Origin of the sequence: Nitrospira sp. BLG_1 (assembly GCF_047338595.1) — a bacterium.
Lineage (GTDB): Bacteria > Nitrospirota > Nitrospiria > Nitrospirales > Nitrospiraceae > Nitrospira_D.
In genome coordinates this window covers 144,314-161,868 of the sequence record NZ_JBLFBO010000004.1, presented here as the reverse complement: position 1 = coordinate 161,868, position 17,555 = coordinate 144,314, and the positions used below count along the sequence as shown (strand labels likewise).

The 17,555-nt window shown below is 55.6% G+C and carries 16 protein-coding genes; 1 reads left to right on the top strand and 15 read right to left on the bottom strand.

From position 1 onward, the window contains the following. Window positions 1-3: 3 nt before the first annotated feature. The 15 genes from ACMTNU_RS06165 to ACMTNU_RS06095 form a co-directional block, all read right to left on the bottom strand. Window positions 4-1,932 carry a hypothetical protein gene (locus ACMTNU_RS06165; RefSeq protein ID WP_413934352.1) on the bottom strand — a complete coding sequence of 643 codons (1,929 nt, stop codon included), beginning with the start codon at window positions 1,930-1,932 and terminating at the stop codon, window positions 4-6. A gap of 185 nt (window positions 1,933-2,117) precedes the next feature. Then, entirely contained in the window at window positions 2,118-2,360 is a 243-nt protein-coding gene (locus ACMTNU_RS06160) for an addiction module protein (protein ID WP_413934351.1), read from the bottom strand. A gap of 26 nt (window positions 2,361-2,386) precedes the next feature. Next, a complete protein-coding gene (locus tag ACMTNU_RS06155) occupies window positions 2,387-3,640 on the bottom strand; it encodes a multiheme c-type cytochrome (RefSeq protein ID WP_413934350.1) in 1,254 nt (417 codons plus the stop codon). A gap of 1 nt (window position 3,641) precedes the next feature. Continuing rightward, window positions 3,642-4,925 carry a multiheme c-type cytochrome gene (locus ACMTNU_RS06150; protein ID WP_413934349.1) on the bottom strand — a complete coding sequence of 428 codons (1,284 nt, stop codon included), beginning with the start codon at window positions 4,923-4,925 and terminating at the stop codon, window positions 3,642-3,644. 94 nt (window positions 4,926-5,019) lie between these two features. Then, complete coding sequence (locus tag ACMTNU_RS06145) at window positions 5,020-5,535, bottom strand: hypothetical protein (protein ID WP_413934348.1); 516 nt, start codon at window positions 5,533-5,535, stop codon at window positions 5,020-5,022. A 48-nt stretch (window positions 5,536-5,583) separates the two neighbouring features. Beyond that, on the bottom strand, window positions 5,584-6,414 hold the full coding sequence (locus ACMTNU_RS06140; RefSeq protein WP_413934347.1) for an ethylbenzene dehydrogenase-related protein: 831 nt from the start codon (window positions 6,412-6,414) through the stop codon (window positions 5,584-5,586). A gap of 90 nt (window positions 6,415-6,504) precedes the next feature. Continuing rightward, a complete protein-coding gene (locus tag ACMTNU_RS06135; protein WP_413934346.1) occupies window positions 6,505-7,758 on the bottom strand; it encodes a hypothetical protein in 1,254 nt (417 codons plus the stop codon). A gap of 196 nt (window positions 7,759-7,954) precedes the next feature. Next, on the bottom strand, window positions 7,955-8,230 hold the full coding sequence (gene tatA / locus ACMTNU_RS06130) for a twin-arginine translocase TatA/TatE family subunit (protein WP_413934345.1): 276 nt from the start codon (window positions 8,228-8,230) through the stop codon (window positions 7,955-7,957). 23 nt (window positions 8,231-8,253) lie between these two features. Then, entirely contained in the window at window positions 8,254-9,063 is an 810-nt protein-coding gene (locus tag ACMTNU_RS06125; RefSeq protein ID WP_086426107.1) for a tetratricopeptide repeat protein, read from the bottom strand. A gap of 17 nt (window positions 9,064-9,080) precedes the next feature. Then, a complete protein-coding gene (locus ACMTNU_RS06120) occupies window positions 9,081-10,205 on the bottom strand; it encodes a hypothetical protein (RefSeq protein WP_413934344.1) in 1,125 nt (374 codons plus the stop codon). 48 nt (window positions 10,206-10,253) lie between these two features. Beyond that, window positions 10,254-12,032 carry a B12-binding domain-containing radical SAM protein gene (locus ACMTNU_RS06115; RefSeq protein ID WP_413934343.1) on the bottom strand — a complete coding sequence of 593 codons (1,779 nt, stop codon included), beginning with the start codon at window positions 12,030-12,032 and terminating at the stop codon, window positions 10,254-10,256. 228 nt (window positions 12,033-12,260) lie between these two features. Continuing rightward, the gene (locus ACMTNU_RS06110; RefSeq protein WP_413934342.1) at window positions 12,261-13,211 is read right to left on the bottom strand and encodes an ethylbenzene dehydrogenase-related protein; all 951 of its coding nucleotides are present in this window, start codon (window positions 13,209-13,211) and stop codon (window positions 12,261-12,263) included. A 78-nt stretch (window positions 13,212-13,289) separates the two neighbouring features. After that, entirely contained in the window at window positions 13,290-14,261 is a 972-nt protein-coding gene (locus ACMTNU_RS06105; RefSeq protein ID WP_413934341.1) for a molecular chaperone, read from the bottom strand. A 174-nt stretch (window positions 14,262-14,435) separates the two neighbouring features. Then, on the bottom strand, window positions 14,436-15,038 hold the full coding sequence (locus ACMTNU_RS06100) for a 4Fe-4S dicluster domain-containing protein (protein ID WP_413934340.1): 603 nt from the start codon (window positions 15,036-15,038) through the stop codon (window positions 14,436-14,438). A gap of 139 nt (window positions 15,039-15,177) precedes the next feature. After that, the gene (locus tag ACMTNU_RS06095) at window positions 15,178-16,176 is read right to left on the bottom strand and encodes a hypothetical protein (protein ID WP_413934339.1); all 999 of its coding nucleotides are present in this window, start codon (window positions 16,174-16,176) and stop codon (window positions 15,178-15,180) included. A gap of 271 nt (window positions 16,177-16,447) precedes the next feature. Between ACMTNU_RS06095 and ACMTNU_RS06090 the strand changes: the two genes are divergently transcribed. Beyond that, the gene (locus ACMTNU_RS06090) at window positions 16,448-17,542 is read left to right on the top strand and encodes a WD40 repeat domain-containing protein (RefSeq protein ID WP_413934338.1); all 1,095 of its coding nucleotides are present in this window, start codon (window positions 16,448-16,450) and stop codon (window positions 17,540-17,542) included. Window positions 17,543-17,555: the final 13 nt, after the last annotated feature.

Here is a 17,555-nt window from a genome sequence, read left to right as displayed (position 1 = left end):
AACCTACTCGCACTTCTGCAGCAATGTCCCGAGGCACTTGAGCGTCCCCAGTGGATTAACGAGCGGCTTGCGCAGAACCGACCCAGGCGAAGGGTTGATCGCATTGCGTCCGGCGGTCGACAAGAAATTCTCAATACCCTTCGTGCCTGTCCGTGCCCCATCGACGAGAGACGTGATAACCCGCCCCAGCCCGAGGTCACCCTCGAACGCGATGCCGGCAATATGCACCTTGATCGAGTCCGGCTTACCACAATCCGGAGCAGACGGGAACGTCTCGTCTTTTCCAAGTAGTGCCACGACCTCTTTCACTCGCTCTTCGGCATCAACATCTTCACCCTCACTCCACGCGGCCGATGTCGCGAACTCAGCCCGGAACCCATTCGCATCAGCAAGGAACTGCGTCGGTGCATAGGTGATCGCCGCAAACGGTTTTGGCGCCGTGACGCTGACACCCTTGATTGCTCGAAGCACCTGATCCGCCTTCATCATTTTTGGCAGACCCATCAACGCGGGAATCAGAGTAGGCTTTCCCCCTCCGACGAGTTGACTCACTGTCACACCCACCGAGAGATCGCCGTCATCTAGTACCGTGAGTGGAAACTTCGAACAGTTGAGGTGATTCATCGCGATCAGGACCGGCACTCCGGCGTACGTGCGAATCGCAAAGGACAACGTCCCGGCCAGCACAGGGGATGCAGTCCCTTCCAACGTGGCGCGTTTCCCGACACCGCCTCCAAGCAAGGGATCAAAGTGGACGTACAGAATGGTGTTGGCCTCAACATCAATCGAAGCGGAATAGGCTAAACCCTTTTCGCTCCAGGTCGAGGTGACCTGCTTGAGCGTCACAGTTCCCCAAGCCGCATCACGACCATCCAACTCGACGGACAGTCCACCGTCCCCGAGCAGATTGTCCCGCCATTGCTTCTCGTACAACTTTCCGCGAGATCTGGTGGATTGAAACGACACGGTACGCTCATCGCTGGATCGTTCATTGAACTGCGCCGTGAGTTTCTCGAGCAGTGGCTTCCTCACGATAATCGCCGAATCACCGGACCAGAAATTCAAGCCAGCTGCGGCAGCCCGAAGGGCATACGTCAGGCGCCCGATTTCAGACTCCAGTTGTTCCTTCGGTACACGAGCCACTGGTTTGGGAATAGACGGAGCCTTGTCGCCGTACCGCGCAAAAATCCAGAACCCCGAATCGGTCATCAGGAACTGCGAGTACCGAGCGACGAGCGGCATCTCGAACTTCGGACTGGCATAGGCGATCTTGATCTGGAACCCCTTCTCCTCATCCTTCATCACTTCACTTCCAGAAAGCCCCAACACAAGCTTGTCCAGCTTGGCCGTGGGCACTTTCATCACAAGACTTTTCTCCACCTGTTCAATCAATCGATACCGGAGATAGTCGCGCATCGTCGAGATGCTTTGGAGCGGCAAGGAATACCAGGAAAGACGTGGATGGAGCTCTCGGACCTTCATCCGGAAGGCCAGTTGATCTTCAGGTGTGTCGGTATCAAGTTCCGGCGGCAAGAACAGGAGATCGCCCGTCATCATGGCTGCAAACTGAAGAGAGTTGGCAGGGCTTGAAAGAGAAAACTCCAATTCCAACTCACTGCGGCCTGCCCTACTGACCAGTTGAATATCCTCGATCCGTACAGATAGATCTTCGTACCCTTTCGGCGGCTGGGTTGGACTGATGACAAGCCCCTTGAGCAGCGACAACAACTTGCCCATGCCCCGATTCGAGATCCCAATCCCGAGATCGGCCGCAGCATGCCCACCACCCTGCTGCTGAAGCTGATCTTGCAGCGCCAGGCTTTCGTACACCGCCCGCTGATGGTCCACGATCAGTTGGCCCTCTTGATCGGAGCCACACCCGGATAACATCATCACCCACAGGGCTAACAGCAACACCGATTTACATCTCATGGCCATTCTCAATGTCATGGTGACCGTTCCGCCGAATGCAACGCAGACTTAGTTCTCGTTCAGTCTGGTAGGTACTTGGAGTCGCACATTCATAGCGAAGGTCGAGTCAGATGGTAACAGTGATAGGACATACGGACGATTCGGCGAACACGTCATAATGAGACCTTCCGTCAGGAATGGTGTCCTCACAAGACCTTGTTCCGGATGTCCACCTTGGCGGTCTCCCAATCGGTGAATTGGGATTGACCATCGGCGAGTCGTTGGCGGCGCTCATCAAGGATATCTTTGTGCCAAGCAGAGGATTGGATGGATTCCGGGGTACGGGCGATGTCTTCCCACAGAGACTCCATCGCAGCAAGCTTCTCGTGGAGAGTCATATCTTTGAGCGGAAGATTGAAGGACATGGGCTCGGTATACCTCAGCACCACACGTTTCACCTTTCACGCCCACCCAGCTACTTGCCTACCGGCACATTCTCTGTCCGCTTCACGATCTCGATCGGCTGGAAGGCGGGATCTTGCGATCCCTGAGACGATTCGGCTTCGACACGTTGGAGAAAGGAGGCAGGACCAGTCAGCGGAGCGTAATTCAAGCCGACTTCAACATCGAATGTCTTGGTATCTTTGGGCGTGTGGAAGGTAAAGGTTTCCTCTCTCGTCTCTTCTGGCTTCAGCACCGTATCCTCGGCTACTTTGACAGCTTCAAAGTCGAAGATCGTGGGTTGCCCCTGGGCGTCCTGGTATGTCCGACCATAGACCCGCTTGTCTGAAAAGACGGTTTTAAGGTTTTTGCCCTTGATCTCCAAATTCAACACCACCGACGCCCAGGCCGGATGGGTCGCCGGCAAGTTGTGCGGAACGAGACTCTGCACCTTGACCGTCACCGTGGTTTTGTCACCATCGACTTTCGTCTGCACAGCTAACTTCGCTGCCTCCTGACGAAGCTTGCCGAGACGCCCTGGGAAACTATGGTTCGCGATGGTCCGCTTCTTTTCCCCATTCGCTGATTCGCCTACTTGTTGTGGCATATGGCAGGTCTGACATTCCTTACCCGACTTCACGGCCCGACTCTGGTCCCAATTCCCCAACAAGTCGTTGCTCTTCCCCAGATTCGCTGCCGACGGCACCGACTGATGACAGTTCAAGCAGAGATCAGACTTTTGGAACAGACTCGATTCCATCGACTGATGGGCCAAATTCTGCACAAAGTCTTTGTACGGCCCATAGAGTGTCTTTCCGCCGACCTCATACTTCGGCTCCGGAGGATGCTTCGCGCGGTCCACGTGCTTGATCAAATGACACTGGCTACAGGCCACGCCGTCCAGTGACGGATCGCCTCCCTTCGCTTGATCCACAAACAGCTGTGCCTGCTCGGGGAACTCCCGAACATGCGGCGCATGGCATCGAAAACACAGCGCCTGATCTTTTCCACCAGGCGACTTCAGATAGGCATCCAATGCAGTACGAAACGCCGGAGAATGGATGGACTTTGATAGCGGCGACGTTTCCCACTCTTCGTACACCCGTTCGTGACAGCGTTTACATTTGTTGGAATGAGGGAAGGTCTTCTCGATCAAGGACTGGCTTTGGACTGTTTGCGCCCGCACCGTGTGGATTGCCCCAGCCGGCAGAAACGCAATGCAGACCATCAGCGAGACACTGAGCCCAATCGCTTGCCTACCCTGTCCTCGTCCCATCGAGGCTGCCATGTCAGGAAAGCACCTTCACACGGTAGGTCAGAAAATGCCGTTGTGTATATTCCTGCACGATGTTCTTCGCCTCGTCTCTCGCGGCATCGGTCGCTAAGGTGGCCAGATATCTCTCCAGCAGAATAGGTGCAGGGGTGGGAATCAACGCATAGCTCAAAACGGCTTCTATCGACGCTGCAGCCTTTCCCTCTGGAAGCGTCAATACGAACGGCACCTTCCTCGTATTCCCACCCTTAATGAAGGGATCCGGAATGGGACCACGGAGAACCTGGTCGTAGGATAATCCGAACTGCTGCGTCTCTTCCGCCAGGGTCTGCCCTTTTGCATCCTTTGCCGTGACGGTCAGGAAGAACTGCTTGAGCACCGGATCGCCATCGGGAAAGCTGTGCGGTAGGCTGCCGACCTTCACAAGACTTCTTCCTTCCACGGTCGCGCCGATCTTCGTCACTTCCAGATCAATGCGTGGCATCCATTCGGCCTGCACGTTCCGGTTCTTGAGCATCGTCCCGGCGACGACGACCCCGCGGAACCAATGGCGGCCGATGGATCGGGTCATGGCGCCACGCCGTGAAGTCGAGCTCCCCGTAGAAGGCTCCATATGGCAATCCTGACAGATTGTCCCTTCGAGGATTTCGCCGGGCAGATTCTTCTGCATGACATCTTTCACTTTATCGAAGTGGCAGGAGGCGCAAAAGCTGGCTTCTCGAAACTGCGTCGACTGCACGGCAGGATGGACGAGGTTCTCTTCCGGGTTGGCATAGGGACCATAAAGAGTTCGTCCTGGCTGTAGGGCAAACGTCGGCGGCGAGGACGCGCTCTTATCTATCCCCGCCATCAGATGGCACGCCGCACAGCCGATCCCTTCCACTCCAGATTTTCCACTCAGGACTTGGCCGGCGACCTTCTCGGCATGTTCAGGGAATACCGTCACGGCAGGTGCATGGCACGACAAGCATCGGCGTTGCTCATCCGCTGTCGGGTTCGTCTGTTTCCAAAGACCGAGCACCGTTCGAAAGACCGGTGAGGTTAACGATGTCCCGTGCAAAAGCGCTGCATCGACACGACCAAATGTCTTCAAATCCGGCGTCTGCTCTCTGACACCCTTCCACTCTTCATAATGCCGCTCATGGCACTGCTTACACTCCTCCGACCGGATAAAAACTTTTTCGATTTCCGCAACCCAATCCGCAGATACTTGGTCATCTACGTGCTGAGCCTCTGCCTGTCCCTGGGAAAACATACTCAAGGGGCCGGCGAGTCCAACGAAGGACAGGAAGCAGAGCATCGCAATACTCTGTCCCCAATGCGCTCCCCTTCTCCATCCACGCGCCTTACCCTTCACTCCTTACCCCTCACCCTTTACCGTTCACCCCTCACAACTAATCCCGCTTGCAGCCGACAAAGTGAAAATTCACTCCCCATCCGACCGGATCACCGGGATCAGCCGGTTCATAGGTTCCCACGGTTACATTGCATTCCTTCATTGCCTTTTTAATGGCCCGTCCGAAATCCCCCATGTTTCGAATCTCTTGTTTATTGATCTCCTTGATGACGGACCGCACTTTGATACCGGCATAGTCTGCACGGGAGTTCCCAATGACCTCGAAGACCGCAACCCCCTGAGGCCTCTCAAGATGAAGTTCTTTCTGAATCGCTTCATCGACGGCGCCGACGACGATCCCGAATTCTTCGCCAAGCCTCGATGCCTCTTCCTCCATCATTTCACCGGATTGCGCCTCGGCCTGTGCAACTGCCGTAGCAACAGCCAGCAGTGCACTGATCAGGCAAATCGTCCACCCCCAAGTCGTCCGCTTCAGCCGGCCATCATTCGTATCTCGTCGAGGGAAGAGCTGATAGCTTATGGCGTATAGCAAGAGAGAGAACAATCTGCTCAAACTCTTTTCATACCTATGCCATAGGCCATATGCCATGAGCTCTTTGATTCACAGTTTCTCGACGGGATCGATGCGTAACTGAAACCACGGCGCCACCGCCTTTTGCCCATTTCGCTCTTTATTTTCTCCATTCCAGACGGAGAATGACACGGTTTGGATTCGTCCCGGAACGAGTGTCGCTTCGTTCTCCTGCTCCTCGCTGAGGAGCGGACGTCGCATCATGACGTGCCACATGCCATCCTTCCAAAACCCTTGTCCCTGCACTCGTCCCTGTTTGTCTTTCGTCGTCAGCGTGCTGAAGCCTCCGCCGATGAGGTCCTCCACGGAAGACACTCGCCGTGGGATGACTTCGAACGTTCGCACGCCACCTTCTTTTTTCTCCGGAGCGCGCGCGGCCCGACGATCGATATCGCTCTGCCAGTCCGCCTTCCAATGCCAAATATTGATGTAGTGATCCAACTGCCCCATGCAAAAGAACGCCGGGGCATCACCGAGGGGGAACCCGATCGCCACCCCGTCGCGGAACGTCCCAGGAGTCAGCCGATCGTTTTTGGTGTTGTCCTGCCATTCCAACAGAAAGGCAATATCGGTCCCATTGTGGACGGATCGCACCGTCAACGCACGAACCGTGGGCTCGGGCCAGACCGGCCTGGTAATGACTTGACCGCTGAGCGGGATGGTGATCGATGAGGCCGTTTGCCAGACCGTATCATCGGCTGTCTTCGGCATTTCGCCTTGGATCAAAAACGCCCGGATCGTCATCCCCTCGGAACTCACCAACGGAACCCCGAAGGCACCGAGTACACTCGCGATGACGATCAGCCCGGATAAGAATCCAAGCGCATGAAACCGGACGCTACCAATGGACGTCGTTCGCACAGCACTGTACTCCGAGAAATGACCGCGCTCAGAATACCACAAAACCTGATCGAGACAAATGTGAGGAGAGGGCAGATATCGGCGGATGGGTTACGAGAGTTTGAGGCGGCGGATCTTATTTTCTCCACGCTCGCAGATATAGAGATAGCCCTGTGAGTCCAGCGCCAAACCGACGGGAGAATTCACCACCGCGTCGACAGCCAACAGACCGTCACCGTGCTTCAACTGTCCGGCAGATTCTTTCGCGACAAACCGAGCCGCTCCGCAGCCACCGATGTTCTTGTCCTCGTAGCCGCTGTCTCCATTTCCCGCGACCGTGGTGATCACGCCGGTCTTGCCGTCCACCTTCCGCACCCGATGATTCATGGTGTCGGAAATATAGAGATGGCCGTCCCGATCAAAGATCGCGGCTTCCGGAGCATGCAACATGGCTCGAACAGCCGGCTTGCCGTCACCGTCGTATCCGTACCGACAGACCCCGGCGACGGTCGAAATCACACCGGTCTGGGCGTCGATTTTTCTGACTCGATTGCTTCCCTTATCGACCACATACACATGATCCCTGTCGTCGACCGCAATCCCGACGATGTCGTAGAGACGCGCGTCCATCGCAGGCTTTCCGTCATCCAGATACATGGACATATCGAGCCCATCCGAACAGACCGGCATGAGCCATCCTTGATCATCACTAAAATCAATCCCGATCGCATCACCGGAGAGCACCACGAGGTTCCTCGCCACCAGGGGTTGTTCACGCGCATCGTCCTCGGCCGTCCAGGTTCCCGCAATCGTCGTCACCAGATCCGTCTTGGGATCGTACCGCCGAACCTTGTGCGCCTGCGTGTCGGCGATATACAACACATCGTCCCTACCAAATGCGATGGCTGCCGGCCACGTCAGGTTGACCTCGCGCGCCGGTCCGTCCCCGTTAAATCCATGCTGACCGGTCCCGACCACGGTCGTGATGATGCCTGTCTCATGATCGACTTTCCGAATCCGATTACTTCCGGAGTCACAAATATACAGATTGTTCTGCGAATCAAAAGCGACCCCCAGAGGCAAATAGAGCCCGGCCTCTCCACACACACCCTCATCGCCGCTATAACAAGTTTCCCCGATTCCGGCGAAGTTGTGGACCGTCCCGTCTTGGAGGTGCACCCGCCGGATGCGATCCGATCCCGATTCCGCGAAATAGAACCACTGCTCAGCCCGATCGAGTGCCCCGTGATGAGGAAGCGGGATTCCCGCTTTCACGGCGCGCTTGCCGTCGCCCGTACTTCGAGCTTTCCCGTTCCCGGCAAAGGTTTCAATGTAGCCGGCGACCAATCCAACTTCGGTTTCCATGCGTATGGTGCTTTCTAGGGAGCTGTTAAAAGATGATCTGACTGCTCGCGCATGTTCGACGCTCAACACAGGAGGTTCACATAGACCTATGCTCTCACCCACCCGCCCTGAGCTGCTCAGGCTGCTCTACCCGGTGGAAGATTGAGCCTCCGAGCAATGCGAGAACATCGCTGGGGGACTTTTCCAATACATCCGACTAGGCGCGTGGAGCCGACTGCACCGTGGCCCCTGCGGGCTGACTCAACGGCGCACTCTGGGCCGGAGCGGCCGTGGCCACTTGAGGAGCAGCGGTCTGTTGGGCTGCTGCTTGTGCTTCGGCTTCGATGGCCTCCGCCTCATGCACGGACTTCTTAAAGCCCTTGATCGCCTTCCCAAGGCCTTCGCCTAACTGTGGAAGTTTCCCGGCGCCGAAGATGATCAACACGATCATGAGGATGAGGATCAGCTCGGTGAACCCTAGACTGCCGAACATAGGACACCTCTTCTAAAAGTGAATCAAGATCTCGGACCATCCTTGGCCTTCTTGGCAAACCGCTCTTTCAGCCGCTTCCTGGCCTCTTCGGCCTGCTCAAACATCTTGCACTTGTCGTACACACTGATGAGATTGTAATAGGCCAGCGGCTCGTCGGGATTGTGCTCCACCGCACTTTCCATGACGCGAATCGCCAAATCGGTCTTTTTATGATTCAGTGCAATCTCCATCAGCTTGAAGGCCGACTCCAAGTGCTTGGGGTCCAACTCCAACGTACGAAGATAACACTGGATCCCCATGTCGATGGTGTTGTAATCGGACACCTGGGGATTATCCAGCTCAATATAGACACCCGCGAGGTTATACCAAGCGATCGGATCATCCGGCGTGATTTCCACGAGGCGCTCGTAGTACCCCTTCGCCTCCATATATTGCTTCTTATCCGCGTGGAGTCTGCCCAGATTAAAGAGCGCCAGCACGTCATGAGGAAAGACTTGTAGCGCATGTTGGAACTCGGCCGCTGCTTCATCGGCCATATTCTTGGTCGCGTAAATCGTGCCCAAGTTGGCATAGTACATGGCCAGCGAACGATTCATTTCGGCACGAAGGGATTCGGCCATCTCAATGGCCTTCTTGACCTCGGCCAACGCATCGTCGAGACGCCCTTTGCTGAAATATAATTCCCCCAGTCGACAGCGCGCCTGAAAATCGTCCGGCTCACTGGCCAACAGTTTTTCAATCCCGGCAATCTCTTCTTCCGGAGTGAGCGGTTGATCCCCAAGATCAACCGCAGTGTCCCCTTGCGGGGGCGTGGATGTGGGTGTGTCCATCATGCAACTCGTTCTGGGCCTTACGCCCGACCGGTCATCAATCCATCCGATGCCGGCATCATCGGACCGGCACTCGTCGATAGTGCTTCAGCTGTCGCTACCTTGACCCGATCACAGGCCAGCAGCATGACCCCCAGCACTACCATCAACGTCAAGTTTGAAAACAGCAGCGCATATCCCGCGATAAACATCAGTCCAATACCATAGCCGGCCAGTCTCCCCATGGTCACAAGCTTCACCACCGTATAGGACCAACAGAGTAACCCCCCGACATAGAGGGCAAAGGGGAGATAAAACGTATAGCCCATCCCGAACTGAAAGATCCACCCGATACCTTGCGAGGCCTGCCGAAACCCGGAGGCGAATCCTGGAGCAATGCGATCCAACAAATAATCGACTACAAGGAGGGTCGTAAACGTCGCGCCCGTGACCGCCCAAAACCAGATGGCTCGGTTGCGTTGCTGCCGATTCTTCGTTCGCAGCGAGAGGCTCTTACTCTTGCCATAGGCCAGAAAGGCACAGAAGCTGGCGAGGACCATCAACGCCTCGCCCATACGATGTGATTCATACACCAAGGGAGGCTGCACAATCGTTCCCATCAGACTATACGTCGACGACACGATCTGATAGTAGAGCCAGCCAGACATGCCCAAGAAATAGGTGACCGCCAACGCTCGTTGAGCCGGCTCACGATGCGTCATCACATAGTCCGACACAAACACGGTCAGCACCAACAGGGTCAATCCGTTGTAGACAATGGCACCCAACATCCCCGGCGGCACAACCAAAAACCCAACAGTGAGCACCAACAACAGAGCTGTCCCGATGATCCCCAGTTTCACCAGCCGACTGTTGTCGCTCCCTCCCCACCGATTGACCATGGTGAGCGTCAGGGCCAAAAGTAACAACACCGCGACGATGTTGAGGAGCCACGCCCCTACTTCGGTCAAGGCCGTAAATGTCGGCGTAATCCATGGATGCGTTGCGGCCATCTTACTGAGATGCATCCCAAGACGCGACAACAAACGATACAACACAAGTTCGAGAAACGATGCAAGCAGGACGAGCTTGACCGTATAGTCAAACAACGGACCAAAGTCCGATACTTTCCCGATCACCCGTTCGCTCAGTGTCGCCGGTTTCATCACGGTATCCATAGGAATCGATATTATAGCCGCCGTAGAAAAAGAGGGTCAATGTGCGGCCATCGACGCCGCCTTTGCCCCTGCTTTGGCCTTCGAGATGTAGAGCAACCCGTCTGCCATCGCATAATTGAACGGCAGCTCGCACACCACCTCGCTGATCCTTCCGTACACGTACTGATATAACCGCTCCGCTTCATCCGGGGTCATGCCCTCCTGCACTTCGTAGAAGAACCCAAGGCTCAGATCTTCCGCAGACGGTCGCATGATCCGCCGGATGCCATAGCTACCGGGATCGCTCATGATTGGAGCTTCTTTTTCCAAGTCGAACAGACAGGGCTGACACGAAAAGCCGTACGACTCGTGCAGCCGTTTATTTTCAACGACGAAGTTCATGGTCTCCAGCGCTTCTGCTTCTTTCTCCGTGGGGAACCCGACGATGATATAACAGTGCACGGCGATCCCGAGGTCCACACAGTCATCCGCAACCCGCCGGACCCACTCCTGCTTGATCCCCTTCTTCATAAAATCCATGATCCGCTGGTTGAAGGATTCCAGCCCAAATACGATCTTCAAACAGCCGGCATCCCGCATCGAAGCCAGCAGCTCGCGTGAGAGATTTTTCTCGAAGCGCATCTCGCAGGTCCATTTGACATCAACCTGTTTGTCGATCAGTTGCTGGCACAACCGCTTGGTCGGCGACAGCGCGAAACACTCGTCGGTGAAAAAGAAGTGGCGAGCCCCGTAACGCTGCTTCAGCCACTGCAATTCTTCGACCGTACGGCCCGGGTCCTTCTGTCTGAAATTCTGGTGGTCAAGGGTCAAGGCACAGAACGCACAATCCTTGTAGTAACAGCCGCGCGAAAACTGAACAGGGAGAACCGGTTCGGGCGAGAGATAGAGACCCAGCGGAAATCCGTCATAATTCGGGGCTGGAAGCTGGTTCACATTCTCAGAATAGAACGGCTGATTGACCGTGATCTTCCCGTTCTGCCGATAGATCAGGTTGGGCACTTTACTGTAGTCCTTCTTGCCGGCCAGCTGATTGACCAATTCCAGTAAAGCTGTTTCCCCCTCAAACACGACGATATCATCGGTGAGCTCGAACAGGCTGGGGCATCGGCGGATGTTGTCCACTAACCGGGTAAAGATGCTGCCGCCGATCGTGATATGCAGGTCGGGAGCCGCCTCCTTGATCAGTCGACAGAGTGTGAGGCCCGGAATGATCTGCGATGTCGCGGTAATCGATACCCCGATGAGATCGGGACGGCTGTCGACGATCGACGGAATGAAGCGGTCGCGAAAAAGGCTGAGATACGGATTCTGCGCCTCGTCACGCACGACCCGCATCAGATCCTTCGAGGAGTAGATCGAGTAGTTCCCAAACTGATTATCGACGACGGTCAATCGGGTCGGGAAATAGACCGAGGACACGACCTCCAGCCACTTATCGATCATGAACAGACTGGCACGATAGGCGTCGGGATCGTAAAACTCTTCACTCCGCAGAGTGTCTTTAGCCAGCTCAATCCGATCGACCAGATACCCAAACCGATCGAGCGAATCCGTTACCTTTCCATAGTGCTCGCGGCTGCCTGGCCCCGTCTCTCCTGCTTGGCTCCGCTCCAACTCGCGTTGCTTGGCAATCAGCTGTTGGTACACCTCTGCCGCATAGCCCCTGGTCAGTATGGTGTCCAATAATTCGATACCCAGATCACGCTGGGAAACGTTGGAAACCCCACCTTGGTGCAGAAATCCCGTCAGAGACGGCAAGCTGAGGTAGGGCTGTGAGGGATGCCAGGTCGGAGGAAAAAGGAGCGAGACGTTCATAGTCTGAGATGTCCTTTTACTCTTGAAAATCAGTGGCTTCTATTTCATCAATTTTATACATTCCGCTCAAGGCGAAATGCAATCCTACTTGGGTGAATCGATCGGATGGATACAGATCACGGCACAAAAAAGGCCTCGGACCGCTCCCTACTGTGAGGGCATCGATCCGAAGCCTTGTTGAACTTCGAGAACGAGGCAGCCAAAAGCTGCCTCGCACGAATCAGATGACTACAGCTTCAGCGTAAACCAGGTCGACAACGACTTCATGCCGTTTCGCTCGATGTTGGCGCCGTCCCACACCGCAAACGCGATGGGTACCGACATCCCCGCCTTGAACTGCACATCGTTCGCGTCACCGGTTTCCAATGTCCGCTTCACGACAACCCGCCAGGTTGGTCCGGTATACCCACCGCCCTTCACGGACCCTGATGGCTCCCAGACACCGTTCCCGATGACATCCTGGTGAGCTTGCGTCGTGAGGGTGCTGAAGCCATTGGCGCTCAAATCCTCAACCGAACTCACACGAAGCGTCGGGTCAGACATGATATTCCCCGACCAGATGCCGGAGTTGAACGGCCCAAGGCTGCGACCGATACGGTCAGGATAGGTGACGCCTCCCGCCGGCTCTTCAAAGTAGTAGTCCCAGAAAATACCGGGGTACTGATCGTCCACATCCCAGATTCCGGCACTATCCTTGCCGATGTCCTTCTGCCACTCAGCATTCCATCGCCAGATGTTGGTAGTACCGCCGGATTGCCCCATACACTGGAACGGCGGAGCTCCGGCCGTATTCACCGGAAACATCAGTGCTACTTGATCACGGAAATCTTGTGGCCCGATCGCCGTATCATTCTTCGTCTGATCGATCCACTCCAACCGCAACCCGACTTCCTTACCGTTCGTCATCGCCTTCACGAACACCGACTTTACCGAAATATTCGGGTGCATCGGGGTGGTGATCAGCTGACCGCTCAGAGGAACGACAACTCCCGGTACGCTCTCCCAGACAGGGTTGGCACCGTCCATCGGAATTGAGCCCTTAACCGTCTTGGCCGGTATCGTTACCGGCTGACTGACGGCGAGTGGTACTCGCCCCAACGTCAGCATCAGGCCGACAGTGAGGGCGGAGAGAAGAATGGCAAACACCAATTTCTTGTTGGTCGTCTGCGCTACCCTCATAATATTACTCCCTCCTCGTGAAAATTGAATGAAAGATAACATCTACTCGCGAACCGTACCGAGCATTTCCACAGTCACTCACGCAGTTCCAGAAGGCCGACCTTCTTCCTGATCCTTGTCCTTCTCCTTCACATCCATGAAGGACTGGGCCCCGACTTCATTCAACAACATGCTCAACTCATTCCCTTGGTCTTGCGCGCCGCACTCATAGGTCTGACCTTCCGGCGAACTGAACGTTGCGGGTCGATAATCGGTCTCCGTGTAGGGTTGAGGCGTCACGGCCAAGAACGCCGCCTCAAACTCCATCCAATCACCGGTCATATCGGCCACCAACTTAAACAAGCCGGAGTCCGCCTTCTTGGCCAACATGCGGCAGAACAAGGGCACCCATCGACCGATATGATTCTTAACGAATTTCTTTTGTGCCTCCACCACGATCTGGGTCTTTTCAGGCCCATCGTGACAGAGCGAGTACGACTCCTTGTAGGCAAGGAAATGCATGAACTCGAACTCCACACTGAGGTGGTCGAGCCGTTCATGGATGTCCTTGGAGAGTTCGACTCCAAACGCCTTGTAGAATCCGGAGATGTCGCCCATGACATGAGACTGGGCGAATACGTGGTCGTTCCCGAACAGGGTTTCATAGGGAGGACAATCGAGCGTAATCACGTTACTGAACACGCGACGATGTTCCGACTGGAGATCGTTCAGTTGCCAATTGACACATTCTGAAGAGATCAGCCCCTCGACCATCTCCAACTGCTTTTTCAGCGCGACCAGCTTGTCCTTGGCACGTTGGCTCCCATCGGCGCCAAGGGCAACGCCCAGCGCATCAAGAGCCGTCCGACCATCTTCGACAAACTCTCCGCACCGCAAATAATCAAGAAATTCCTCATCCTCCGGATAGAGGAGGCTCCAGGAGATCAGCAGATAAATTTTGCTGCGACTGAGTGCTCGCTCAACGGCCGGCGAATCTTTCAGCGTGGAAGGGTTCGGCAACGTGGCGGCTGCAGATGCAGAGACTCTGTGCATCGGCTGTTGACTCGTCATAGAAATCGCCTCCTGTCCGTCATCTTCACCCTGTCTCACAACCAGCACGTTCCAAGGTGTGACGGAAAAGCCATGTATGTATATGAAATGGCCGGTGTGAAGTCAAGGGAGAACTCACCGGCCTCCCTGATGATTCGATTGCGTCGATACAACCATGATTAAAGCACCACCGGTTCATGAGGCGGCCCTCACCATCTGCCGGGTCGGAATCACACGAATCGCGACACGGTCATTCACCGTCTTGCAAATCATCTCACACATACCGCACCCCACACAGGTTTCTGGAGCAACCAACAGGCGAAGCAAGGCCACATCCAGGGCGAGGGCATTGGTCGGGCACTTCGAGACACAGGCGTGGCAGCCCTGACCAGCCGTGCAGAGTCGATGTGAGATCTCCGCCGTCCCCATTCGAACCTGGTCGACCCCGCTGACCGGCATGAGCGCGTCCGTTCGGCAGGCCGTGATGCAGGGAAAATCTTCACACAACAGGCAGGGAGACTGATCGGCATAGAGAATAGGGGTACCATCGCCAGGATGCGCAGTGATGGCTCCAGGGGGACAGGCCGTGACACAATCGTTGCACCTGGTACAACGGGCCAAGAATAGTCCCTCCGCCACAGCGCCGGGAGGACGCAACCAGTCCGGCCGAACTGCCGGCACGGCAGCCTCGCTGGGTGAAGCCTCCGCGTGTTTGACGAGTTCCTGTGCCGCCCTGACGGTCGAGACGACGGAATCCTTCAGAAAATCTCGTCGACCGTATGAGGGATTGGTGGCCATGGGTTCTCTTGGAGGAGGGTCAAAAAGGCCGTCCGGCAAGGCCGCAGGCAATACTAGAACCGCAAGCGTACATTCGGAGGTACGTTGAGGATTCTTGTGAGCCGAGAACGTAACCGGCGGCCTTTTTCACCCTCCTCATCTACATCACGCCGTCGGCACGCAACTTATACACCTCCACACACCGATCACAGGCTCCGAATTCGACATCCCACCCAGGGTGATTCTCACGGATGAAGTCCAGCACGTAGGATTCCAGTTTGGTCCCCATATCTTCGACCCAGGAATAGGTTGGAAACCGGCAGAGCGGGCACGGGAACCCCGGCATCAGCATGATTTTGTTCTGAGTTTCCGGCACCTCACCGCCTTCGACATCCACGGCCCGGTCCATCACGCGAAGGATATCGGCGGCCATTTCGATCAACTCGGAGTGGGAAAAATAGGAGGTCTGCCAGAGCCCCTCGAATACCGACTTCAGTTGAGGAGGCGGAATCTTTCGGTACCAGGACCGGAACTCCTTGAATCGGTCCTCCTTGCTCAACATCGGTTCCTTACCCGCCGCAACGAGCCGACTATCCACGCTCAAACTCCATAACACACGATAGCGCTGTAAGATGAGCGTCTCTTCCCCGGGATTCAACCCGACCTTGGTGTCCGGATCGTAGCCGAACAACGGATCGATCATGTCGGAAATATGCATCAGTTCATGACGGCAATACCGAGTAAGCGCCGGGTCATAGAATCGGCGGGGAATCAGCTTAATCCCGACCCCCTTCATCCCCTTCTCTTCAAATTCCTTGGCCAAGTCCTTTTCAACCGATCCCCATTTTCTGAGGATATCGACGCCTTCCTGATCTTCTTTCAAGACCCCTTTGACCAGGACGATCCCCACCTTCTCCTTCAACAGCGGATACTCATTGAATGAATCACGAACGATATCTGAAAACCCCCAGGTGCCGAAGAGGAACTGGTACAACTTCTTGAATTCGGCTTCTCGATCTTCGAGGATGAACTTCTCGTAGATCGGATCAGCGTACTCGTGAAACTCCTTGTAGTAGGTCGGATCCCCCTCTCGTTCCGTCTTTTCCACGAACGAGTCGATCACTTCCTGAAGCAATGCTGGCTGGAACCTGATTTCCATTGAAGTACTCTCAATCACATCATGAGGCCATTGCCACACAACCCGCCGGATCGTTCGGATGCGAGGGAGTCGGAAAAATCAGCGTGAGATCTCAGCGACGTCCGCTGGACACCCTCGGCATCGATCCAGAGTCTGCTGTTCACGCAAGACAGACTCGTTGAAGAGTTGACTTGATCGTGAGGCATCTCTTACGATCTGAATTATCGAAGAAATTATACTGGCCGGGTTGTTCACCAATCAAGGACCAGACAGCCAAGGGAACGCACGACCTATGTCCGATCCAACGATGACTCCTTTTCTCGCATCCGGTTCCATTCGGATAGAACCCACATCAACCCCACCGATCGATTTCCTGAACTACTGGGGAATTGACTGCCGGGAGGTCAACACCTTCCGTGGTCATTCACATGGAGTATGGACGGTTGCCTTTTCACCGGATGGGACCGTGCTTGCGAGCGGTGGCGCCGAACGCCTTGTACGCATGTGGGACATTGAAACCGGGCGGCTGCTCCGTTCCCTTCGCGGCCATACCCACGATATCCGCGCCATCGTCTTTACTCCGGATGGGCAGACCCTCGCGACGGCGAGCGAGGACCGTACCATCAGGCTCTGGAACGGCAAAACCGGCGAACCGGTGAAGCTCCTCTTTACTCGATACGACCACAGCGTTTGCAGCTTATCCCTCTCCCCGGATGGACTCATGCTCGCGCGTGGGAGCCACAACAAAGACATCAAAATCTGGGAAGTCACCACCGGCACCGAGCTGATGACCCTTTTAGGTAAAGACGAATACGATCACCATTGGTCGGTGTGCGTCGCGTTCTCACCCGACGGCATCCATCTCGCCAGCGGAACGGACATCGGGAAAATTAAAGTATGGGAAGTACTCCCAAGCGGCGAGGAAAAGGTCCTCCACGACGGTCATTGGCGAAAAGACGAGGTGGATTCAACCGAGACCCGTGGCTATTTTGTCGAAGACGACGGCGGGTTTCAAAAGCCGATGGACTACTGGATCGGCGCGATGACTTTCACCCCTGATGCAAAACTTCTGATTACCGGCAGCCGGGACACCACCATCAAGCTCTTTGAGATGCCGACGGTGGTCGAGAAGAAAACGTTGACCGGTCACAAGGGCTGGGTCCGTAATCTTGTCGTCTCCCCGGACGGAAAAGTTTTGGTCAGCGCAAGCGACGACCAAACCATCAAGTTTTGGGATCTGTCCACCGGTCGAAACTTCCGAACCCTCAAAGGCCACAGTGGCCCGGTCCGCGGATTGGCCTTTTCTCCAGACGGCAAGCGCCTCGCCAGCGCTTCCTGGGATCGGACGGTGAAGTTGTGGGAGGGGGGAGCTGCATCAGAGGAGTAGCTTAACTACCTGA